This is a genomic window from Sphingomonas sp. GW821-FHT10F11, from assembly GCF_058809095.1.
The window spans coordinates 220895-243695 of sequence record NZ_JBXASH010000003.1; the positions used below are offsets into that span (position 1 = coordinate 220895).

Genomic DNA, 22801 nt, shown 5'->3' on the forward strand with positions numbered 1-22801 from the left:
CCACGATGCGCCGGATAGCCCTTGTTGCATGGATAGACTCAGCCGCCGCCTTCGCAACCCGCTCCTCGCGCTTGCGCTCCTGACTCCCGGCATCGCCCATGCGGCGTCGGACGAGAAGGCCGGCTGGAAGGCCCAGGCCGCCCGCGTGACCATCACGCGCGACGATTGGGGCATCGCCCATGTCGTCGGCAAGAGCGACGCGGACACCGTGTTCGGCGCGATCTACGCCCAGGCCGAGGATGATTTCAGCCGGATCGAAGCCAATTATCTCACCGCGCTCGGCCGCACCGCCGAGGCGCAGGGCGGGGCCGACGGTGGCAGGGCAATCTGGGCCGATCTGCGCCAGCGCCTCTATGTCGATCCCGCCGTCCTGCAGAAACAATATCGCGAGAGCCCGGCCTGGCTGCGCAAGCTGATGGACGCGTGGGCGGCGGGGCTAAACTATTATCTCGCCACCCATCCCGACACCCACCCCAAGGTGTTGAATCGTTTCGAACCCTGGATGGCCCTGTCCTTCACGGAAGGCAGCATCGGCGGCGATATCGAACGCATCTCGCTGTCGGAGCTGGAGAGCCTCTACGGCACCCGCCAGGTCGCGCTGACCGACGAGGAGCTAGGCCGCGTGCCCCGCGAGCCGCGCGGCTCCAACGGCATCGCCATCGCGCCGAAAAACACTGCCGACGGCCATGCCCTGCTGCTGATCAACCCGCACACCAGCTTCTATTTCCGCTCCGAGCTGCAGATGACCAGCGGGGAGGGGCTCAACGCCTATGGCGCCTCCACCTGGGGGCAGTTCTTCATCTATCAGGGCTTCAACGCGAACGCCGGCTGGATGCACACCTCCTCGGGCGTCGACAATGTCGACGAGTTCGCCGAGACCTTCGTGTTCAACTCGGGCAAGCTATCCTACCGTTACGGCGACAAGCTGCGCCCGGTCGATCGCAGCCGCATCTCGATTTCCTTCCGCAAGCCCGACGGCACGATGGGCACCCGCGCCTTCACCGTGCAGCGGACGCATCATGGCCCGATCGTAGCGAAGCGCGACGGCAAATGGATCGCCATCTCGCTGATGTGGAAACCGATTCCCGCGCTCGAACAAAGCTGGCTGCGCACGAAGACGACCGATCTCGCTTCCTATATGGCCGTGGCGGAGCGCCAGGCGAACAGCTCGAACGATACGCTGTTCGCCGACAGCAAGGGCGAGATCGCCTATCTCCACCCGCAATTCGTGCCGATCCGCAACGACAGCTTCGATTACACGCGCGCGGTCGACGGCTCGGATCCCGCGACGGACTGGAAGGGGCTGCATGCGATTGCGACCTTACCCAATGCGATCAACCCGCCGGTCGGCTGGGCGAAGAACTCGAACGACTGGCCCTGGCAGTCGGCCGGCCCCGACAGTCCGAAGGCGGCCGACTATCCCAAATATATGGATCAGGCCGGGGCGAATGCGCGCGGCACGCATTCCGATCTGCTGTTGACGGGCAAGACCAGCTTCACGCCAGAGGGCCTGCGCGCCGCGGCCTATGACAGCTATCTTCCCGCCTTCGCCAGGCTGATCCCGCAACTCGTGTCCGCCTGGCAGGCACTTCCCGCAAGCGACGCCCGCCGCGCCAGGCTCGCCGCGCCGATCGCCGCGCTCAAGGGCTGGGACTATCGCTGGAGCGCTGCGTCCGAACCGACCTCGCTTGCGATCTTCTGGGGCGATACCTTGTGGAAGGACGTCGGCGGCTTCGCCCGTGCCGAGCGCATGAACGTGCCCGACTATATCGGTGCGAAGGTGACGCCCGAAGCGAAACTCGATGCGCTCGTCCAGGCGGTCGACCGCCTCACCCGCGACTTCGGCGACTGGCGCGTGGCCTGGGGCCGGATCAACCGCTTCCAGCGCCTCGACGATTCGATCGACGCCCGGTTCGACGATTCAAAACCCAGCATCGCCGTGCCATTCGTCTCCGGCCAATGGGGGTCGCTGGCGAGCTATGGGGCGAAACCCTATCCGAACACGAAGAACTATTACGGCACCAGCGGCAACAGCTTCGTCGCGGTGGTGGAGTTCGGCCCGCGCCTCAAGGCCTGGGCAGTCACCGCGGGCGGCGAAAGCGGCAACCCCGCCTCACCCCATTTCAACGATCAGGCCCAGCGCTACGCCGACGGCAATCTCCGCCCGGTCTATTTCTACCCGCAGGACCTCACCGGCCATGTGGAGCGGAAATACCAGCCGGGCCAATGAATCTCCCCTCCCTGCAAGGGAGGGGCAGGGGGTGGGTCACGAGCGAAGGGGCTCGATGCCCCTGAGAGAGTTCTGCGAGGACCGTACTTTTCTTTTGGGCGCGCAGACGCGCGCACCCACCCCCTTACCCCTCCCTTGCAGGGAGGGGAGCTTTCCTCACCCGCTGCCACGCATCGATCACTGCATCCACCGTCACGCCCGCCTCTGCCATCGTCGTCGCCACCGAGGAGACCGAAACCCGCATCACCCAGTGCCCGCGCCACAGCGCCGATCCGATGAACGCCACCGCATCCTCCTGCACCTGCCGGACGGTCGCGAGCGTCAGCGCATCATCGTCCCCGAACCGCACCATGAATTGGTTGAGCTCGACCGGGCAGACCAGCTCGACCCCCGGCACCGCCGCAAGCCGCTCGGCCATGTGCTTGGCGATGGCGCAATGCGCCGCGACCATCGCCGCGATCCCCTCGCGCCCGAACTGCCGGATCATCGCCCAGGCCGCAAAGCCCCGCGCGCGCCGCGACAGCTCGGGCACATAGGCGGATGGGTCGCGCTCGGCGCCTTCGGCCGGCGGCAGATAGCTCGCGGTGATCGCCATCGCCCGCCGATGCGCCTCTGCATCGCGCACGATCGCAAAGCCGCTGTCATAGGGCGTCTGCAGCCATTTATGCCCGTCGGTCGCCCAGCTGTCGGCCAGCTCGACACCCGCAGTCAGATGCGCCTGGTCCGGACTCGCCTGCGCCCACAGCCCGAACGCGCCGTCGACATGCAGCCAGGCGCCCGCCGCCCGCGCCATCGGCGCGATCTCGGCGAACGGGTCGCACGCGCCGGTGTTGATCTGCCCCGCCTGCGCGATCGCGATCACTGGCCCGGTGGTCTCGCCCAACGCCCGCGCGAACTCGTCGGCCAGCATCCGCCCGCGCGCATCGCAGGCGATCCGCCGCACCCGCTGCGCGCCGAGCCCGAGATACTTGATCCCCGAATAGACCGTGGCATGTGCATCGTCGCCGATCAGCACGGTGATCGGCGGTGCACCGAACAGCCCGTCCGCCTCGACATCCCAGCCGGCGCTTCGCAGCACTTCGCTTCTTGCAGCGGCAAGGCAGACGAAATTGGCGACCGTCGCGCCGGTGACGAAACCCACCGAGGCGCTCGCCGGCAGCCCGAGCAGGTCGAGCAGCCACCCTGCCGCAACCGCCTCGATCGCCGACGCGGCAGGCGCCGCCTGGAGGTTCGCGGCGTTCTGCCCCCAGGCAGCGGCCAGCCAGTCCGCCGCGACGCCGGTCGGATGCGAATGGCCGATCACCCAGCCGAAGAAGCGCGGACCCGTCGAGGCTCGGATGCCGGGCGTGGCGAGCGTCGCCAGCTCCTCGATGATCGCGGCGGGGTCGCCGCCCCGCTCCGGCGTCGGCCCGGCGAAGGCGACGAGCATCTCGCCATAGCTCGCGACGGGCGTATGCTCCGCCGTCGCAATGTTGCGGCGATAGGCAATGGCGCGCCGCGCGGCTTCGGCCATGGCAGTGTAGCCACTATCGATATCGTCTGGTTCCATCGCCTACCCATGTCACACCGGGCAGGTCAGGCGCCATCCGCTTCTGGCCTTCAAACCGCCATCTCAGTGGAACGCCGGCGCCGCCTCCACCGCGTCCTCGCCGGAGAGACGCGACTTGGGGCCGAGCGCCGCGAACAGGGCGATCCCGACATAGGCGATGGCGGGCAGCACGAAGGTCATGCCGATGCTCGTCCGGTCGGCGATCTGCCCCGACCACAAGGGCAGCAACGCCCCGCCGACGATCGCCATGCACAACAGACCGGACACCGATGCGCTCGACGTCTTCGATCGCTCCATGGTGATGCTGAAGATCGTCGGGAACATGATCGAATTGAAGAAGCCGACACCCAACGCGGCATAGGCCGCCGCCGGTCCGTGCAGCAGGAACGCCGCCGCGGTCAGGCAGGCCGCCACGGCCGCCGCTCCGGTCAGCAGCCAGCTCGCCCGCACCCGGGTCAGCAGCACGCTGCCGACGAACCGCCCGGCCAATGCGCCGCCCCAATAATAGAAGGCCAGCACGCCGCCCGCTGCCTCGAGCGTCAGGCCAAGCACGTCGGTGCGGTTGAGGAAGTTGATCATCACGCTCGCGATCGTCACCTCGGCGCCGACATAGAGGAAGATCGCGACCGCGCCGAACACCGCCCAGCCGGAGCGCAGCGCCTTGAGCGGCGACGCCCCCTGGATGGTGATGTCCGCGGCCGACGCATTGATGCGCTTACGAAAGGCGAAGATCAGCAGCGCAAGCGCCGCAACCGCGATGGCGATCAGCACGAACGCATGGTCGATCGCGCCCAACGCCGTGCTGCGCGGGACATGCGGCAGGATATGCCCGCCCTGGCCGAACACATCGGGCCGCAGCATCAGCTTCGATCCGATGCTGACGCCCAGCACCACGCCGAGCGAGTTGAACGCCTGGGCGAAGGTCAGGCGGAAATGGCTCCGCTCGGGCGTGCCGAGCGATGCCGCCAGCGGGTTCGCCGCGACCTGCAGCACGGTGATGCCGCCCGCCATCACGAACAAAGCGACCAGCACCATGGTGTACGCCTCCATGTGGGAGGCGATCAGCATCAGCCCGCACGCGCCGATCATCACCACCAGCGCGGTGATGATCGTCCGGCTATGCCCCAGCCGCGCGAGCAATGCTGCGGCGGGCAGCGACACCACGAAATAGGCGAGGAAAAAGGCGAACTGGGTCAGCATGCCTTCCGCCACATTGAGCGTGTAGATGCCGCGCATCGCCGCGATCAGCGGGTCGGTGTTGGAGGTGATGAAACCCCAGGCGAAGAAGAGGCAGGTCACCACCGCGAAGGCGGCACCCGCACCGGCCGCGGTCTTGCCGCCCTCCGCCCCGGTCATTGCGGGCACCCCGCGACGCCATTGGCGCTGACGAAGCGGATGTCGGAGATCGACAGACTCACCGCCCCGTCGCTCGCCAGGGTGAACGGGGCACTGACCCGTCGCGGGTCGAGCCCGGCGGCGGCGAAGCAGTTGAGCGGCAGAGTGAGGGTTGCCCATTGCCCGACCGGCGCCGTGCGCAGCACCCCGGTGACCGGCACATTGCCGGCGCAATTGCTGCCGCACTGCATGCCAAGCCTGACGGTGCCGGTGGGCGCCGCATCCACGCGATATTCGATGACCATATTATATTGTGCATTGGATTCACGGCCGATGTCGACCGGCTTGTCGGCGGCGATCCGCACCGTGCCCCCCGCGGCATTCCACACTATCCTGCGCGCATCCTCCTGCGCGCGCCGGTCGACGCTCGACAGGCGGACGCCGCCGCCCCCGGTCGTGCCGGCATTGCCGGTCACCGGCTCGGCGACCCCGCCCGGCTCGGCAAGGTCGAAGCGCCAGCCCGGCGGCAAGGTGCCGCGCGCGAACACATTGCCGTCGGGCCGCGTGGTGGCGGCCGGCCGGTCCTCGGATAGGGCCGGGAGGTCGCCCTGGTCGGCATAGGTCAGCCCATATCCGAACGCGAACAGCGGGTCGTAGACGGCGTCGCCCCGGTTGAGCGGCGTCTGGTCGATCCGCTTCGGCCAGGAATAGGAAAGCTTGCCGCGGAAATCGTGGCGCGGCTTGCCGTCGGCGCCGGCCAGCAGCACATCGGCCACGCCGCCGCCTTCGCCGCCGGGCAGGAAGGCAGCGACGAACGCGTCGGCCACGTTGATCTCCGGGTTCACCCACAATGGCCGGCCCGACAGGAACACGGCGACGACCGGAATACCCTCAGCCTTCAGCTTCTTCAGCAGGTCCAGGTCACGGCTCTCGCCCGGACGATATTCGATGGTCGGCCGGTCGCCCGCGAACTCGGCATAGGGATCCTCGCCGAACACGACGATCGCCGCGCCCGGCTTCTTGGTGAAGCTGCCGTCGACGCTCAGTGTGGCGCTGCCGCCCGCTGCCTTGGCCGCTTCGGCGATGCCGGCATAGATCGACTGGGCATGCGGGAAATCGGCATTGGTCATGCCGGTGCCCTGCCAGCTGATCGTCCAGCCGCCGCTCTGTTTGGGGATATTGTCGGCGCCGTCACCCGCCACCAGCAGGTCGAGCTTGGGCGACAGAGGCAGCACATGGCCCTGGTTCTTGAGCAGCACCAGCGATTCCCGCACTGCCTGCCGTGCCACAGCGCGGTGTTCGGGCGATCCGAGCAGCTCGAACTTGCCGGCAAAGGGGCGGGAGGAAGGCTTGCCCTTCTCGAACATGCCCGCGCGGATCTTCACCCGCAGGATGCGCCGCACCGCCTCGTCGAGCCGCGCTTTCGAAATCTCGCCCGATTTCACCTGGGCGAGCGTGCTGGCATAGAAGCCCCTCCAGCTGTCCGGCGCCATCACCATGTCCATGCCGGCATTGATCGCGGCGGCGCAGGAGGTGTTGGAACAGCCCGGCACCTGGCCATGCGCGTTCCAGTCGCCGACGGTCAGCCCGTCGAATCCCATCTGGTCGCGCAGCGCGCCGGTCAGCAATTCCTTGTCGGCGCTCAGCTTGGTGCCGCGCACGCTGGAGAAGCTCGCCATCACCGCTTGCACGCCCGCCGCGATTGCCGGGGGGTAACCCGCGCCATGGATGTCGCGGATCTGCTCGGGCGTTCCGGGATTGTCGCCCTGGTCGATGCCGTTGGCGGTGCCGCCGTCGCCGACGAAATGCTTGGCGGTGGCGATCACCTTGCCGTCGCGCAGGAATTCCTTGGTGCCCGCCTTGCCCTGAAGCCCCTCGATCATCGCGCCGGCATAGTCGCGCACCACCGACGGATCCTCGGAAAAGCCCTCGTAACTGCGGCCCCAGCGATCGTCGCGCACCACCGCGAGGGTGGGCGAGAAATCCCAGTCGATCCCGGTGACCGCCATCTCCTTCGCGGTCACTTCGCCGATCTTCCGGATCAGGTCGCGGTCGCGCATCGCGCCCAGGCCGATATTCTGCGGGAAGATCGTCGCGCCGATGATGTTGGCATGGCCGTGCACCGCATCGATGCCCCAGATCGGCGGGATCACCGGGCGGCCGTCGTCGCGTTTCGTTACGGCATCCCAGGCCGCATCGGCATAGGCCAGCCAGGCGGGGGCGGGGGCCTTGTCGTTGCGGTTGGGGCCGGAGCTGCCGCCGGCCAGGATCGATCCGAACTTGTACCGGCGGATATCGTCCATCGTCAGGCTGCCGATATCGGGCTGGACGACCTGTGCCACCTTGTCCTCATCGGACATTTGGGCGAGCAGCGAATCGATCCTTTTTTCCATCGCCGGATCGGCCGGCAGGGGCGATCCGACATGCGGCCAGGCGGCACCCGGCGTCTGCGCCGCGCCGATTCCCGTCGCTGTCGCGATGGTCGCGAGGCTTGCTACCCCGATCGCCACCCTCAGCCTGCGCCTGCCGAATATCACATCACTCTCCCTATCGATCGGTTCGTACGCCGCCCGATCAATCGGGTCACGACAGCCCTTACATCATCTGGTGACCTACGTTGTCAATTCCAATCACGCGTCCCGGAGGCAGGATTGTCGTGTCTAACGCAGATCAACTCAAACTGTAGGCGCGGGCCCGGTTGACTGGCGATGAACAAGAGCCACCGGATGCTCGATCAGGTCCTCGTGCGGCTTCTTCTCGAGCATCGCGACGAGCATGGCGGTCGCGTCACGCGCCATGTCGAACACCGGCTGATGGATGGTGGTCAGGCGCGGCCAGACGATCTGCGCGATGGCGCTGTCGTCGAACCCGGCAACCGACAGGTCGCGCGGCACGTCGATGCCAAGATCATGCGCCGCCATGATCGCGCCGGCGGCCATGTCGTCATTCTGCGCGAAGATCGCGGTCGGCCGGTCGAGCCGGCCGAGCAGGCGGGCGCCGGCCTGAAGCCCGGATTCGAAGTTGAACATGCCCTGTTCGATATCGTCGAGCCGCATCTTCAGGCCGGCTGCCGACAGCGCATTGGAATAACCGAGCAGACGCGCCTCGCTCGCCGGATGGCTCGGATCGCCCTTGATCATGCCGATCCGCTTGTGGCCGAGCGAGATGAGATATTCGGTCATCATCCGCGCCGCGCCGACATCGTCGGTCAGGGTGCGCGGGCCAAGCTCGGGCGAGCGGGTCGGCGCAATGCGCACGAACGGGAAATGCGCTGCCTTCAACTGCTCCAGCACCACCGGATGGTCGGAGGCCGGGGGCGTCAGCACCACGCCGTCCAGCGCGGCCGAGCGCACCAGCGACACGATCTTGTCGGCGATCGCCGAAACCTGGCCGACCGGCAGCACCACCAGCCGGTATTTCTCGCCCTGCAACCGGTCGAGCGCGCCCTGCTGCAGCTCGACGACATAGTTGGGGCTGGGGTTTTCGTAGAGCAGGCCGAGCAGATAGGAGCGGCGACCGACCAGGCCCTGCGCGACGACATTGGGATGGTAATGCAGCGCGGTCGCGACCTTCATCACCCGCTCGCGGGTCTTCGGCGTCACATTGGGCGCATCGTTGAACACGCGCGAAACGGTCTTGATCGACACATCCGCCTCACGGGCCACATCGATAATGGTTGCGCGCCGCCCGAGATCCATATCTGCCCCGCTAGCATGGGAATTATCGCCGCGGTAGCCCGCGCGACAGGGCGCGGTACAGCGAGCAGGCCCTATACTGCCTTCCGGAACGGGCGCGAAACAAGGGATTTTGTGAGGAAGGGGCGAATTATGACAACGTTGACCTATATTTTCGACGAGGAGGGTGCTTCACCGCTCCCGGGTCCTGTGGTCTAACGCGCCGATGAATCGCCTCATGGTCATCGCCGCCCTGTGCCTCGGCACCGCGGCCAGCCTCGCCACCGCGCAGACGGTGCCGGTTTCGTCCACCGGACCGATCGAGTCGGTCGATCCCTTCATCGGCACTGGAGGGGAGGGGCACACTTTCCCGGGCGCGGTCGCGCCGTTCGGCATGGTCCAGCTGAGCCCGGACACCGAGATCAGGCCGTTCAAGCAAAGCTACAAATGGGCGGCGGGCTATCGCCATGAGGATTCGTCGATCCTCGGTTTCTCGCACACCCATTTCTCCGGCGCGGGACACAGCGATCTCGGCGACATTCTGGTCAGCCCGGTCGTCGGCGACACGGTGTCGCTCGAACCCGGTGATCCGGCGAAACCCGGTTCCGGTTATCGCTCGCATTTCAGCCATGCGAGCGAGGTTGCGACGCCCGGCTATTATGCGGTGACGCTCGACGATCCCGGCGTCCGTGCCGAACTCACCGCCGGTACGCGGGTCGGCGTGCATCGCTACGGCTTTCCCATGGGCAAGCCGGCGCATCTGGTCGTCGATCTCCGCTCGAGCATCTATAATTATCCCGGCAAGATCCTCTGGTCGACGGTTCGCGTCCGGCCGGACGGCACGATCACCGGCATGCGCGAGACGCGGGGATGGGCGCCTGCGCGGAAACTGTTCTTCGCCATGCGCTTCTCCGTGCCGCTGACCGGCCATGCTTTCGTCAGCCGCGAGGAGGATGTGCCGTACAAGGGCTTCCAGGGCCCCGGCCGCGGCGATGATTCGGTGCAGCAACTGGCCGGCAGGGCGCTCGTCGCCCGGCTCGATTTCGGTGTGCTGGCCAAACCGCTCGAGGTCCATGTCGCGATCTCCGGCGTGGACGAGGCGGGCGCGCTCGCCAATCTCGCCAGCGAACCCGGCAGCTTCGACACGGTCCGCGCCCAGACCCGCGCGGCGTGGGAGAAGGCGCTCGGCGCGGTGGTCATCGACGCGCCGGTGCCGATGAAGAAGACCGTCTATACCGCGCTATATCACACGCTCGTCGCGCCGAGCGTCTATGGCGATGCCGATGGCCGTTATCGCGGGCCCGACGATCAGGTCCATCAGGCGACCGGCTTCACCTATCATTCGACCTTTTCGCTCTGGGACACGTTCCGCGCCGAGCACCCCCTGCTGACCCTGATCCAGCCCGAGAAGCGCAACAGCGATTTCGTCAATTCGCTGATCGCCAGCCGGCAGGACAGCCCGTTCGGCATCCTCCCCGTCTGGCAGTTCAACGGCCGCGAGACCTGGACGATGATCGGTTATCACGCGGTGCCCGTCATCGCCGATGCCTATTTGAAGGGCATCAAGGGCTTCGATGCGAAGGCAGCGCTCGATGCGATGGTCGCGAGCGCCGACTATGCGCCCTATGGCGGCCTCGGCGACTATATGAAGCTGGGCTATGTGCCGATCGACCATGAGCCCGAAGCGGCCTCGAAGACGGTCGAATATGCCTATGACGACTGGACGATCGCGCGGATGGCGCGCGCGATGGGGCGCAAGGACGTGGCCGACCGCTTCGACAGGCGCGCGCTCAACTGGCGCAACAGCTTCGACGTGAAGACCGGCTTCCTGCGTGCCCGCAAGGCCGACGGCAGCTACCGCGAACCGTTCGATCCGACCGCGATCAACTATGGCAGCGACTATACCGAGGGGAATGCCTGGCAATATAGCTGGTTCGCGCCGCAGGACCAGGGCGGCCTGATCCGCGTGCTGGGGGGCGACGCGGCGACGGTGAAGAAGCTCGACGCAATGTTCGACTTCGACAATTCGAAAGTCGATTACAGCCATGCCGAGGATATCGCCGGCCTGATCGGCCAGTACATCCATGGCAATGAGCCGAGCCATCACGTCGCCTATCTCTACAGCTATGCCGGGGCACCGTGGCGCACCCAGGAACGCCTGAAGCAGATCGTCGACAGCCAGTACAAGCCGACGCCCGACGGCCTGTCGGGCAATGACGATCTCGGCCAGATGTCGGCCTGGCTCGTCTTCACTGCGCTCGGTTTCTATCCGGTCGCGCCGGGCACGGGCGAATATGTCATCGGCCGTCCGTTCGTGGACCGCGCGGTGCTCAACCTGCCGAACGGCAAACGCTTCACCATCCGCGCCGACGGGCTGTCGGATACCAACCGCTATGTCGGCCAGGTCCTGCTCAACGGCAAACCGCTGCCCCGCGGCTTCATCCGCCACAGTGAGATCATCGCCGGCGGCGAGCTTCGTTTCGTGATGCAGGCGACGCCCAACGCAGGCTGGGCGACGGCGGAAAAGGACCGGCCCTATTCGATGACCGGTTATTCGAAATGACCTTCTCCCCTCTCTTTCGGGGAGGGGAGAAAGCAAGTAGGCGCCCCGCATGTTCGACCTGGATTCCTATCTCGCCCGCATCGCCCTCAACGAACGGCCGCTCGCCGATGCCGAGGGCCTGGCCGTGCTCCAGCGCGCCCACCGCCTCGCCATTCCGTTCGAGAATCTCGATGTCATCCTCGGCCGCGGCATCCGCATCGACAGCACGTCGGTCTTCGCCAAGCTGGTGACCGCCAGACGTGGCGGTTATTGCTTCGAGCATAACCGCCTGTTCCTCGACGCGCTGGCCGCGCTCGCCTTCGAAGCGCGTCCGCTGCTCGCCCGTGTCTGGCTCGCCGCGACCGACACGCCGCCGCTCACCCATAGCTTCAGTCTGGTGACGATCGACGATCAGGAATGGATCGCCGACACCGGCTTCGGCGGCAGCTACACGCCAATCATGCCGCTGATCGACGGTGCGACGGCGGATGCCCCGGACGGCGCCCGCTTCCGGCTTGAGCGCGATCCGCTACACGGCTGGATGCTGCTGCGCGACGGCCATTCCGGCAACTCCGACGGGCGCGGCGCCGGCGAGGGGTTCCAGCCGCAATACAGCTTCACCCTCGGCCAGGTCTGGGATGCCGATCTGGAGCTGAGCAACCGCTGGACCTCGACCGCGCCGGAGAGTCGCTTCATGCAGGTGCGCATTGTCAGCATCGTGCTGCCGCGCGGCTTTGCCGGCCTCACCGACCGCTTGTACCGCCGCCGCGCGGGCGACGAGGAGACGATCGCGGAAATCGTCGATCCGCGCGTCTATCGCATGCGGCTGAGCCTGATGTTCGGCATCGACTTCACCGTCGAGGAAGTCGCGGCGCTTGAGCTGTTCCCGGAGGCATAGGGCAACGGTAAGGGCTTGATTCAATCTCGCAGCAGTTTGTCGCAACATGCTGCCGGACGGGTTCATTGAACCAGTCCAGCTCTTTCTCAGTTGTTGGACGATGATTTTCCCTGATCCAGCGGAAGAATTCCCTGTTAATTTCCCTGTTAACGCGCAGGAACAGGGAATTTTGGGGCCGGCCCAGTGCGCGCGACTCGAACGGGCTGTTGGATCACTATCCCGAGATTCGCCCCAGCTCGACCATGATCACCCGGTCGCACCGCACCAGGCTCTCGGCGCGGTGCGAGATCATCACGATGGTCGGCCGCGGGTCGAGCGCAGCGAGCCTTTCGAGCAACGCCGCCTCGCCTGCCGCATCGATCGCATTGGCCGCTTCGTCGAGTATCAGCAGGCGCGGGTCGCGGAGCAGGGCGCGGGCGATCGCCAGCCGCTGGCGCTCGCCGCCCGACAGCGCGATACCGCGCTCACCCACGATCGACTCGAGGCCCTCGGGCAGCCGCGTCACGATCTCCTCGGCGCCCGCCAGGCGCAGCGCCTCCCATAGCCGGGCGTCATCGATCCCCGCCGTGCCCCAGGTCAGGTTGCGGCGCACCGTGTCGTTGAACAGGAATCCTTCCTGCGGGACATAGGCAAGGCTCTCGCGCCAGCCCGCCTGTCGCGCTGCGTCGAGCGGCTCGCCGCCGACCAGCATCCGCCCCGTCTGCGGTTCCTGCAAGGTGGTGAGCAGCTCGACCAGAGTCGTCTTGCCCGCCCCGGACGGTCCGGTGATGCCGACGAAGGCGCCATGCTCGATTTTGAGATCGGCCGGATGCAGCCCGCCGCCACCGGGATGGAGGAACGAGGCGCCCTGCAGCTCGATCGCGCCCGGCGGCGGCACGACCGGGGTCGGGGCAGGGGTCGCACTGGCGTCCAGGTCCTGCTCGAGCTTGCGGATCGCCTCGAAGGCGGGGAGGCCGAAAAAGAAGTTCTGCACCGATTGCTGGATCACCATCGCCGGCCCGCTCATCCGTGCGAAGATTAGCACCAGGGTGATCAGCACCGCGGGCGGGATCGCCGCCGCATAGCCGGTCAGCACCACGACCGCGCCCATCAGCGCGGATCCGATCGCGAAGAACTGCCGGCTGCGCGCCTGACGCTGGATGAATTCGAGCTGGCGCGCCCGGACCGAATGCTGGATCACCGCGAATTCGTCGGCGAAACCGTGTTGCGCATTCTGCGCGGTCGCCGCCTTCAGCCCCCCGAGAAAGCCAGCCGCGCTGCCCATCATGCGGTGATTGGCATCGACCAGCCCAAGGCCGAGATTGCGGATATGCTCCTGCGCGAGCAGGACCACCGTGCCGCCGACCAGGAAGATCGCCCCGATGGTCAGCGCGAGTGCAGGTGCCAGCACAAACGCCAGCGCGCCCTGCACCAACAGCATCACCAGCGCGATGCCGCCCTGGATCAGGAATTGCGCGCCGGTTCCGATGCGGTTGACCTCGACGCTGACCAGGCTGGTGACCCGCGCATGGCTGAGCGCGGCGATCCGGCTCCACGGGGCGGCGGCCAGCGACCGGATGATGCGGTTGCGCTCGTGCTGGGCGAAGTCGCCCTGCAGCCGCCCGAGCTGCATGTCGCGCGTATAGAGTATGACCGCGCGGAGCAGGGACAGGGCAACGAACGCCGCGATCAGTGCCGCGAGCCTGCCCAAGGGGCTGTGCACGCCGAGGCTGTCGAAGATGGCGCGCGTCGGCAGATAACCGCTGTCCGGGCTGACCACCGCCTCGACGATCGGGATCAGCAGCACCAGCCCCATGCCGTCGAGAATTGCCGACAACCCGACCAGCGCAGCCGCGATCCAGCCGCGCGTGCCCGCGAAGCGCACAAAGGCCGCGAAGAAAAGGGCGGCCTGCCGCCAGAGCGCTTTCATCGAGGCGAACGTCATCACCGACCCTTTCCCACGCGCGCGGCCCGCCGTCGAGAAGCTGCGTGCAATCGAGCCGGGACTTGCATCCGGCGCACGAACTTCCTGTAAGCGGGCAAACAATTCGCAGGAGCCACCGATGATCGCCCGCCCCTATCGCAGCGCCCTGTTCATGCCCGCCTCGAACGCGCGCGCGGTGGAGAAGGCGCGCAGCCTCGATTGCGACGTCGTGATCCTGGATCTGGAGGATTCGGTCGCGCCCGAACTGAAGGCGGCGGCGCGCGACCAGGCCGTTGCCGCGGCGGCGGCCAGTGGGTTCGGGGACCGGGCGCTGTTCGTCCGCGTCAATGCGCTCGATACGCCCTGGGGTGCCGACGATTGCCGCGCGGTGGCGGGTGCCGGCTTCGAGGCGGTGGTGCTGCCCAAGGTCTCGCATCCGGCCGATCTCGAAGCCGCCAGCGCGCTGCTTGACGGGCTGCCGCTCTGGGCGATGATCGAAACCTGCGCTGGCATCCTCGATCTGCCGGCGATCGTCGCGTCGGCATCCGCCACCAGGCTCGAAGGATTGCTCGCCGGCACCAACGATCTCGCCAAGGAGATGCGCTGCACCCTCGGGCCCGGGCGCACCCCGCTGCTCGGCCATCTCGCGATGATCGTCACCGCGGCGCGTGCCGCGGGCCTGGTGGCGCTGGACGGCGTGTGCAACGTGATCGAGGATGGCCCGGTGCTCGTTGCCGAATGCGCTCAGGGGGCGCTGTTCGGCTTTGACGGCAAGTCGCTGATCCACCCCGCCCAGATCGCCGCCGCCAACCGCGCTTATGGTCCGACGCCGGAGCTGATCGCCTGGGCCGACCGCATCATCACCGCCTTCGCGCTGCCCGAGAATGCCGGCAAGGGCGTGATCCGCGTCGATGGCGAGATGGTCGAGCTGCTGCACCTCGAACAGGCGCGGCGCATCGCGGCGATGGTGCGGCTTTAGAAGAAGAAGCCGGTCAACAGCTTCACGTTCAGGCCGATCACCGTCGCTGCGATCACCCAGGCGGCGATCTTCAGCCACAGGGGATTGGCCAGCGCCCCCATCTGGCGCTTGTCGCTGGTGAAGGTGACCAGCGGGACGATGGCGAAGGGCAGCTGCAGGCTCAGCACCACCTGGCTCAACACCAGCAGCTTGGTTGCGCCCGAATCGCCGGCGATGGCGACCACGATCACCGCCGGCACGATTGCCAGCAGCCGCGTCACCATCCGCCGCAGCCAGATCGGCAGCTTGAGGTCGAGAAAGCCCTCGGCGACGATCTGCCCGGCAAGCGTGCCCGTCACGGTCGAATTCTGCCCCGAGGCGAGCAGTGCCACCGCGAACAATACGCTCGCCGCGCCCGCGCCGAGCATCGGCGTGAGCAGCTTATAGGCCTCGCCGATCTCCGCCACGTCGGTGCGCCCGGCCGTGTGGAAGGCCGCGGCGGCGAGGATCAGGATCGAGGCGTTGATGAACAGCGCCAGGGTCAGGGCGACGGTGCTGTCGATCGTCGCATGCTTCACCGCGTCGCGCTTGCCCGCCTCGTCCTGGGCGAAGCGGCGGGTCTGCACGATCGAACTGTGCAGATAGAGATTGTGCGGCATCACCGTCGCGCCGAGGATGCCGATCGCGATATAGAGCATCGCCGGGTTGGTGACGATCTGGGTCGAGGGGACGAGCCCGCCCATGATCGCGGCGACGCTCGGCTGTGCCATCGCCAGCTCATAGGCGAAACAGCCCGCGATCACGATCAGCAGCGCGACGATGAACGCTTCGAGCTTGCGGAAACCGAAGCGCTGCAGCGCCAGGATCAGCAGCACGTCGAACGCGGTCAGGCACACGCCCGCGACCAGCGGCAGGCCGAACAGCAATTGCAACGCGATGGCGGTGCCGAGCACCTCGGCCAGGTCGCAGGCGATGATCGCCAGCTCGCACAGCACCCACAGGCAGAAATTGACCACCGGGTTATAATTGGCCCGGCACGCCTGGGCGAGATCATGCCCGGTGACGATGCCCAGCTTGGCCGACAGCGACTGGAGCACCATCGCCATGATATTCGACAGCAGGATGACCGAGAGCAGGGTGTAGCCGAACGCCGATCCACCCGCGAGGTCGGTCGCCCAGTTGCCCGGGTCCATATAGCCGACCGCGACCATATAGCCCGGCCCGGCGAATGCGGCGGTCTTGCGCCAGAAACCGCCCTTGCCCAGCGGTACCGCGATGGTGCGATAGCTTTCGGACAGCGACGGGCGCTGCGGCCGCATGTCGTTCATGCCGTCATATCCGGACGCGGTGGTGGCTGAAGGCGGCGGCGACATGCGGTATCCTCTCGTATGCGCGCCATGCCGTCAATTGCCGGCGCCGCATTCGGTTGTGCCTTAGCCGAGGACCCGGCCCGCGACAGCATCGAGTTTCGCCAGCATCGCCGGATCGCGCGCCTCAGGCGCGGTGATCAGCGCATAGTCGAGCACGGTGTCGAGCGAGGAGGGCGTGCGCTCCGCCGGCAGCGCGGTGATGAACTCGAGCACTGCCTTGCGCGCGATCGTGCCATTGGCCGACATCTGTTTGATCACCTCGCTCACCTCGACGAACGCGGCTTCCTCGCGCCAGCAATCATAATCGGTGACCATGCCGATCAGCGCGTAAGGCAACTCGGCCTCGCGGGCGAGCTTGGCCTCGGGCATGGCGGTCATGCCGATCACGTCGGCGCCCCATTGGCGGTAGAGCAGGCTTTCCGCACGGCTGGAGAATTGCGGCCCCTCCATCGCCAGATAGGTCGCGCCCTTGGCGATCAATCCGCCGGCCGCATGCACAGCCTCGGCCGCGAAGGCGGAGAGGCGCGGGCAGACCGGCTCGGCCATCGAGACATGGGCGACCATGCCGGTGCCGAAGAAGCTGGAGGTGCGCGCGACCGTGCGGTCGATGAACTGGTCAACCACCACAAAATGCCCCGGCGGCAATTCCTCGCGCAGCGACCCAATCGAGGAGATGGCGAGGATATCGGTGCAGCCGCTGCGCTTCAGCGCATCGATATTCGCGCGGAAGTTGAGTTCCGACGGCGGGATGCGGTGGCCGCGGCCATGGCGCGGCAGGAACACCAGCTCCACATCGCCGATCGATCCGAACAGAAGATCGTCCGACGGATCGCCCCAGGGAGTCGAAACGCGGCCCCATTCCGGATTCTCCAGCGCGTCGATCGCATAGAGACCCGAGCCGCCGATGATCCCGATCTTCCACTTGCCGCTCATTCACTACTCCCGTTTGCCGCCAGGCGGTCGAGCCATGCCTGGGCCTGTTTCGGTTCGCCCACCGCATCGGCCTTTACCGGCCCGCGTGACGCGAGGAATTCCTGGTGGAGGGCGAAGGGCTCGATCGACAATTGCGCGCGCAGCCCGTCGATCTCGTCGCCCAGATCGATGAGTTCGTCGATCAGTGGCGCCGCTTTGGCGCGGGCCGCCTTGTCCTGGGTGTGACCGAACAGCCCCCACCGCCCGGCGGCCGTCAGGCGCAAGGCCGTGACCAGGGCCGCGCGATATTCCGCCTCGATCTCGGTTCGCCGCTCGTCGAGGCGGGCAAGGCGGTCGGCTTTGGCCATCGCGACTCCCCCTAGATAGGATCGGGCGTGCGTCAACCGCGGACAGGGCTGTGGGCTGAATCATCTTGCCCTCCAGAATGCACGCCTTATCGATACCGCGCGGGACACTGGTTCCCGCTCGGGAGCCGTACATGCGTTTTGTCTTCGTCTTTCTGCTGTCGTTTGCGATTCCAGCCATCGCCCAGGCGGCGGACCAGATCACCGGCGACTGGGTATCGCAGGACGGCAAGGGTGTCGTCACGATCGCGCCGTGCGGCAAGGCGCTGTGCGGGCACATCAGCCGCCTGACGGAAAAGGCGAGGGTGGAAGGTCCGACGACGGACAGCAACAATCCCGATCCGGCGTTGCGCGCCCGGTCGCTGGTCGGCGTGCAGGTGCTGTTCGGCTTCACCGCGCAGAGCGACGGAAAGTGGCAGGGCAAGATCTATTACCCGTTCCAGGGCAAGACCTACCGCGCCTATATCAGCCGCAACCCCGACAGGAGCCTGAAGGTCCAGGGGTGCTGGCTGATCATCTGCCGCACGGTGCAATGGCCCGCCGCGAGCTGACCCTTCCCGCTATCGTTGAACAGGCCGGTCAGATCACTTTCATGTCGGCGGCATAATGGTGCCAGGCGAAGATCGCCGCGGCGCCGCGGTGCGGTCGCCATGCTTCCGCCACCTCACGGGTCAGCTTTTCGTTCGGCCGTTCGGCATGGCCCAGGATGCGGCCGATCTCGATCTGCACCGCCAGGTCGCCCGCCGGCCAGATGTCGGGGCGTCCTTCGGCGAACAGCAGATAGACCTCGGCTGACCAGCGGCCGATGCCCTTGATCCGGACCAAGGCGGCGACCGCCTCCTCGTCGTCGGCCGGCAGATTGTCGAGGTCGAGCCGCCCGCTCGTCAGCTCGTCGGCCAGGCTGCGCGCATAGCTGGCCTTTTGCCGCGACAGGCCGGCTTCGCGGAGCTGCTCGTCGCTGGCGCGCATGATATTGCCGGGGTCGTCCAGGCTGCCGACGATCCCCTCCAACTTGCGCCAGACCGACTCGGCCGCCTTGGTACTGACCTGCTGCCCGACGATCGTGCGCAGCAAGGTGGCATAGCCGCGCGCGCGGATTCGCGGCGGCGGATAGCCCGCGCGGTCGATCGCCATGGCGAAGCGCGGCTCGCTCGCGGCAAGCATATCGAGTGCCGCGCGCAGCTGTTCGGCGCTCAGGCCCATATTGTCGTCCCTTGATTAGCGGCGCCCGGGGCGGCATGGCGACGCCGAACCCTTGAGGAGGAATGAATGCCCAAGCTTATCGTCGTGACCCGTGAAGGGGAAGAACGTGAGATCATGGGCGAAACCGGGCTTTCGGTGATGGAGGCGATTCGTGACGCCGGGATCGACGAGGTTCTGGCGCTGTGCGGCGGCTGCTGCAGCTGCGCCACCTGCCATGTCCATGTCGACCCGGAATTTGCTGCCAAACTGCCGAAGATGAGCGAAGACGAGAATGATCTGCTCGATTCGTCGTCCGACCGCGACGACCGCTCGCGCCTGTCGTGCCAGATCGAGCTGACCGATGCGCTGGACGGGCTGAAGGTCACGATCGCGGCGGAGGATTGATCTTCTTCAAGCCCCTCCCCTGAAGGGGAGGGGCTTAGTTTAGGTCACTTCGCCGCCGCCAGCCTCAGCACCGCGCTCGGCGCGTCCTTGGTCAGCGGCGTCGCCTTCCAGGTAATCGTCTTGCGCCCGCCGGCGGCCGCGACGGCGCCTTCCTCGTTGTTCTGGCTGATGATCTCGGCATTGGTATCGAGCGTGAAGACGCCGTCGAGCTGGCTCGATGCCTTGTCCATGCCCGGCATGCCCATGCTGCTGCTGCTCTTGCTGCTGTCATTGGCGAAGGCGGGCGCCTTCATCCGCACCGTGCCGTTGGCGCGCAGCTCGATCGCGATGAACGGGAACATCAGCTCCGCATCGACATTGTACGGCCACATGAAAGCATGATCGAGCGTGCCCGAGATGGCATAGTCGATGCTGAACTTGCCGTCGCCGAGATAGGTCACCTTGCGGTATCCCGCCTCCTTCGACAGCGTCTCGGCGATCGTCCGGTTCTTGGCGTCGGCCGCGGCTTTCTTGGCGGCGGCCTTCTTGCCGTCCTCGGCCTTGCTGTCCCCATCCTTCTCCTGGAAGGCGAGCTTCTGCAATGTCGCTTCGCCGTCGCCGCCGGTCGGGGCCGTCGGCGTCTCGGACGAGGAGTCGCCCAGGCCCTTCATCATGTCGTCGCCGATATCGAGCGCGAGCACTTCGCCGACATAGGTGAAGGTGAAGTGCCGATCGGCGTCGATGCGCAGGGTCGAGACGAACTTGCCCGGTGTCAGCACGCAGCTCGCCAGCGCGAACGGCATCAGCAGGACGAGCGCCAGGCGAGAGAGGCGTGCGATCATTGGAACCCCCGGGTTCAGCCCCGTGTCGTCACCGCGTAAAGCGCGATTGCCGCCGCGTTGGACACGTTCAGGCTCTCCACCTTAGGCGAGATCGGCAGGCGCGCAAGCTCGTCGCAATGCGCCGCGGTGTTCTGGCGCATGCCCTCGCCCTCGGCGCCGAGCACCAGCGCGACGCGCGTCTCGCCCATCGCCTCGGCCAGGGTCTGGGTTGCCTCGCCGGTCAGGCCGACGCGCCAGAAACCGGCTTCGGCGATCTCCTCCAGCGCGCGGGCGAGGTTCACCACGCGCACCCAGGGCACGATCTCGAGCGCGCCCGAGGCCGAGCGGGCGATCGTGCCCGATTCGGGCGGTGCGTGACGGTCTGGCGTGACGATGCCGAGCGCGTCGAACGCCGCCGCCGAACGCAGGATCGCGCCGACATTGTGCGGATCGGTCACCTGATCGAGCACCACCAGCGGCCGCCGGTCGTCGCGGCCTTGTTCGAGCAGGTCGCCCAGCCAGATATCCTCGAGCGGATCGACTTCCGCCACCAGGCCCTGATGCGGCGCATCGCCGGGCACCAGCCGCGCGAGATCGGCGACATCGGCGAAGACGATCGGGATCACCGGCGGAATGTCGAGCGAGGCCAGCGCCTCGCGCGTCGCCCACAGCTTGCGCACGACGCGCTCGGGGTTGGCGAGCGCGGCCGTCACCGCATGCCGCCCCCAGAAACGGGGGCGGCCTGCGGGGGCCTGGGATGGGCGGTGTCCTTTGCGGGCCATCAGTCGTCGTCGACGTTGTAGGCGAAGGGATCGGTCACGACCGGCTCGGTCGGCAACGGGGGTCGTGGCAGCGCCTTGTCGGCATTGGCGGCGTTGGCGAGGAACGAGGCGAGGATGATCGACCCCTGGCGCATATCGTCGCCCTTCAGATGGTCAAAGGTGTCGATGCTGGTGTGGTGAACGCGGCTGCCATAATCGAGCGGGTCCTGGATGAACTGGAAGCCGGGCACGCCGACCGCCTGCATGAAGACATGGTCGGTGCCGCCGGTCTTGCGGATCACCACATCCTTCGCCCCCATGCCCGAGAAGGGCGCGAGCCAGTCGCGGAAGATCGGCGCGACCGCCTGGTTGTTCTCGACATAGATGCCGCGGATCTTGCCCGATCCGTTGTCGAGGTTGAAATAGGCGGCGAGATCGCCCCAGCCGGCCTTGGGCGTGATCGGCCAGCGGTTCGACCAGCTATAATAGCTCTTCATGCCGGTCAGGACGGGGTCGCTCGGCTTGCCGCGGGTGGCGAGATGCTGCTCGACATAAGCGCGGCTGCCGAGCAGGCCCTGCTCCTCGCCGGTCCACAAGGCGAAGCGGATCGTGCGCTTCGGGCGGATGCCGCTCGCGGAAAGGATCCGCGCCGCCTCCATGATCATCGCGGTGCCGGCGCCGTTATCGGCAGCGCCGTCGCCCGCGACCCAGCTGTCGAGATGCGCGCCGGCCATGACATAACCCGCCTTTGGGTCAGTGCCGGGGATCTCGGCGAAGATGTTGTAGGCCTTGCTGTCGCTGTCGTCGAAGCGGACGTCGCTGTTGATCTCGACCGTTGGCGCGGTGCCGATCTTGGCGAGCCGGGCGAGGCGGCGATAATCCTCGGCGGCGATCTCGACGCCCGGCACTTCCTGAGTCTCGCCGACGCCGAACAGATAGCCTTCGCCGTGCACCAGCTTGTAGTCGAGCCGCGACATGGTGGCATAAGCGACCGCGCCCTCGGCCTTCAGAAAGGCGTCGAGCTTCTTGGCATAATCGAGCCGCTTCAGCCGGCGGTCGGCAGTCTCGGGATCATAGGTCGGCTGCTGATATTGATCGAGCTTGGCCAGTTCCTCGGCGGTGTAGCGCTTGAACGCTGCCTCGCCCGGCTCGCCACCAGTGTTGGGCTGCGTGATCATGACGATCTTGCCCTTCAGCTTGCCGCGCCATTTGTCGAAATCGCGCTCCTTCGCCATCGGGGCGACGAAGACGGGGGCGCTGATCGTGCCGTTGGTCGAGGGGGTCCAGGCTATCGGGATCGCGGTCAGCACGATCGGGCGCGGGGTGAGCATGCGCACGCTCGAGCTGTTGATCCACCAGCCGCGGCCGAACTCATAGCCTTCCTTGTGGACGTTCTTCAGGCCCCATTCGCTGAACTTCGCCTGGGTCCAGGTCTCGGCCTGGCGCATCGAGGGCGAGTTGGTCAGGCGCGCGCCGATCACGTCGGACAGATGCTCGGCGGTCAGCATCACCTGGCTGCGAGTCGTGCCCTCGTCGATGATCCGATTCACCTGGCCGCGGTCGACTGCCTGCGGAAAGGCGGGAGAGGCGATGGCGAGCATGGCGGTGGCGAGCAGGAGCGAACGACGCATTGGAACCCCCGGAGACGTTGAAAGATTGTTGCGAGGCCTATTCGTCGCCGTCGCCCCGCGCAAGGCCCCGCCCATAAGGTCTTTCGGGCGTTGACAGCATGGGTTTCGGTCGGCATGGGACCGCCTCGCTTTTGAGCGGCCCAGTGGACAGGTGGCCGAGTGGTTAAAGGCAGCAGACTGTAAATCTGCCCGTGCAAGCGTACGCTGGTTCGAATCCAGCCCTGTCCACCATTCTCCCAGGCGGGGGTTCCCGCACTAGCCAAAAACCGCTAAAACCCAGGTACCC

The 22801-nt window shown here is 66.8% G+C and carries 18 protein-coding genes and 1 tRNA gene; 7 read left to right on the forward strand and 12 right to left on the reverse strand.

Annotation, left to right across the window (positions count from 1 at the left end):
• Positions 1 to 28 precede the first annotated feature (28 nt).
• Complete coding sequence (locus tag AC1RT8_RS11500) at positions 29 to 2230, forward strand: penicillin acylase family protein (RefSeq protein ID WP_493075780.1); 2202 nt, start codon at positions 29 to 31, stop codon at positions 2228 to 2230.
• Positions 2231 to 2354: 124 nt separating this feature from the next.
• Here AC1RT8_RS11500 and AC1RT8_RS11505 read toward each other — a convergent pair whose 3' ends face one another.
• From AC1RT8_RS11505 to AC1RT8_RS11520, 4 genes are all read right to left on the reverse strand, one after another.
• The gene (locus AC1RT8_RS11505; protein WP_493075781.1) at positions 2355 to 3779 is read right to left on the reverse strand and encodes a pyridoxal phosphate-dependent decarboxylase family protein; all 1425 of its coding nucleotides are present in this window, start codon (positions 3777 to 3779) and stop codon (positions 2355 to 2357) included.
• 63 nt (positions 3780 to 3842) lie between these two features.
• Entirely contained in the window at positions 3843 to 5135 is a 1293-nt protein-coding gene (locus tag AC1RT8_RS11510; protein ID WP_493075782.1) for an MFS transporter, read from the reverse strand.
• Positions 5132 to 7624 carry a glycoside hydrolase family 3 protein gene (locus AC1RT8_RS11515; RefSeq protein ID WP_493075783.1) on the reverse strand — a complete coding sequence of 831 codons (2493 nt, stop codon included), beginning with the start codon at positions 7622 to 7624 and terminating at the stop codon, positions 5132 to 5134. Before AC1RT8_RS11515 ends, AC1RT8_RS11510 begins: the two co-directional genes overlap by 4 nt.
• Before the next feature lie 165 nt (positions 7625 to 7789).
• Positions 7790 to 8812, reverse strand: coding sequence for a LacI family DNA-binding transcriptional regulator (locus tag AC1RT8_RS11520; protein WP_493075784.1), 1023 nt, complete (start codon positions 8810 to 8812; stop codon positions 7790 to 7792).
• 202 nt (positions 8813 to 9014) lie between these two features.
• On the opposite strand from AC1RT8_RS11520, the gene AC1RT8_RS11525 reads away from it, so the two are divergent.
• Both AC1RT8_RS11525 and AC1RT8_RS11530 read left to right on the forward strand, forming a co-directional pair.
• Positions 9015 to 11351 carry a GH92 family glycosyl hydrolase gene (locus AC1RT8_RS11525; RefSeq protein ID WP_493075785.1) on the forward strand — a complete coding sequence of 779 codons (2337 nt, stop codon included), beginning with the start codon at positions 9015 to 9017 and terminating at the stop codon, positions 11349 to 11351.
• Positions 11352 to 11400: 49 nt separating this feature from the next.
• Positions 11401 to 12228 (forward strand): arylamine N-acetyltransferase family protein, encoded by an 828-nt coding sequence (locus tag AC1RT8_RS11530; protein ID WP_493075786.1) that lies wholly within the window; start codon positions 11401 to 11403, stop codon positions 12226 to 12228.
• Between the two features lie 214 nt (positions 12229 to 12442).
• Here the strand turns inward: AC1RT8_RS11530 and AC1RT8_RS11535 are convergent, their stop codons facing one another.
• Complete coding sequence (locus AC1RT8_RS11535) at positions 12443 to 14152, reverse strand: ATP-binding cassette domain-containing protein (protein WP_493075787.1); 1710 nt, start codon at positions 14150 to 14152, stop codon at positions 12443 to 12445.
• Positions 14153 to 14270: 118 nt separating this feature from the next.
• On the opposite strand from AC1RT8_RS11535, the gene AC1RT8_RS11540 reads away from it, so the two are divergent.
• Positions 14271 to 15110: an HpcH/HpaI aldolase/citrate lyase family protein gene (locus AC1RT8_RS11540; protein WP_493075788.1), complete on the forward strand. Its 840-nt coding sequence runs from the start codon at positions 14271 to 14273 to the stop codon at positions 15108 to 15110.
• Here AC1RT8_RS11540 and AC1RT8_RS11545 read toward each other — a convergent pair.
• From AC1RT8_RS11545 to AC1RT8_RS11555, 3 genes are read right to left on the reverse strand one after another with little or no spacing between them, the layout of a single operon-like run.
• A complete protein-coding gene (locus AC1RT8_RS11545; protein WP_493075789.1) occupies positions 15107 to 16462 on the reverse strand; it encodes an Nramp family divalent metal transporter in 1356 nt (451 codons plus the stop codon). The genes AC1RT8_RS11540 and AC1RT8_RS11545 overlap by 4 nt on opposite strands.
• A gap of 60 nt (positions 16463 to 16522) precedes the next feature.
• On the reverse strand, positions 16523 to 17392 hold the full coding sequence (locus tag AC1RT8_RS11550) for an S-methyl-5'-thioadenosine phosphorylase (RefSeq protein ID WP_493075790.1): 870 nt from the start codon (positions 17390 to 17392) through the stop codon (positions 16523 to 16525).
• The gene (locus tag AC1RT8_RS11555) at positions 17389 to 17739 is read right to left on the reverse strand and encodes a hypothetical protein (protein WP_493075791.1); all 351 of its coding nucleotides are present in this window, start codon (positions 17737 to 17739) and stop codon (positions 17389 to 17391) included. The genes AC1RT8_RS11550 and AC1RT8_RS11555 overlap by 4 nt, the downstream gene beginning before the upstream one ends.
• Positions 17740 to 17870: 131 nt before the next feature.
• Here AC1RT8_RS11555 and AC1RT8_RS11560 point away from each other — a divergent pair, with 131 nt between their 5' ends.
• On the forward strand, positions 17871 to 18287 hold the full coding sequence (locus AC1RT8_RS11560) for a DUF2147 domain-containing protein (RefSeq protein WP_493075792.1): 417 nt from the start codon (positions 17871 to 17873) through the stop codon (positions 18285 to 18287).
• A gap of 28 nt (positions 18288 to 18315) precedes the next feature.
• Here AC1RT8_RS11560 and AC1RT8_RS11565 read toward each other — a convergent pair whose 3' ends face one another.
• Positions 18316 to 18939, reverse strand: coding sequence for a DNA-3-methyladenine glycosylase family protein (locus tag AC1RT8_RS11565; RefSeq protein WP_493075793.1), 624 nt, complete (start codon positions 18937 to 18939; stop codon positions 18316 to 18318).
• A gap of 66 nt (positions 18940 to 19005) precedes the next feature.
• On the opposite strand from AC1RT8_RS11565, the gene AC1RT8_RS11570 reads away from it, so the two are divergent.
• Positions 19006 to 19323: a 2Fe-2S iron-sulfur cluster-binding protein gene (locus tag AC1RT8_RS11570; protein ID WP_493075794.1), complete on the forward strand. Its 318-nt coding sequence runs from the start codon at positions 19006 to 19008 to the stop codon at positions 19321 to 19323.
• A 44-nt stretch (positions 19324 to 19367) separates the two neighbouring features.
• On the opposite strand, the gene AC1RT8_RS11575 is transcribed toward AC1RT8_RS11570, so the two are convergent.
• The 3 genes from AC1RT8_RS11575 to AC1RT8_RS11585 are packed head-to-tail and all read right to left on the reverse strand — an operon-like array spanning position 19368 to position 22515.
• A complete protein-coding gene (locus tag AC1RT8_RS11575; RefSeq protein ID WP_493075795.1) occupies positions 19368 to 20144 on the reverse strand; it encodes a hypothetical protein in 777 nt (258 codons plus the stop codon).
• Between the two features lie 14 nt (positions 20145 to 20158).
• The gene (rlmB, locus tag AC1RT8_RS11580) at positions 20159 to 20905 is read right to left on the reverse strand and encodes a 23S rRNA (guanosine(2251)-2'-O)-methyltransferase RlmB (RefSeq protein ID WP_493075796.1); all 747 of its coding nucleotides are present in this window, start codon (positions 20903 to 20905) and stop codon (positions 20159 to 20161) included.
• Positions 20905 to 22515: a M20/M25/M40 family metallo-hydrolase gene (locus AC1RT8_RS11585; protein ID WP_493075797.1), complete on the reverse strand. Its 1611-nt coding sequence runs from the start codon at positions 22513 to 22515 to the stop codon at positions 20905 to 20907. Before AC1RT8_RS11585 ends, rlmB begins: the two co-directional genes overlap by 1 nt.
• Positions 22516 to 22660: 145 nt before the next feature.
• On the opposite strand from AC1RT8_RS11585, the gene AC1RT8_RS11590 reads away from it, so the two are divergent.
• Positions 22661 to 22746, forward strand: a tRNA-Tyr gene (locus AC1RT8_RS11590).
• Positions 22747 to 22801 lie beyond the last annotated feature (55 nt).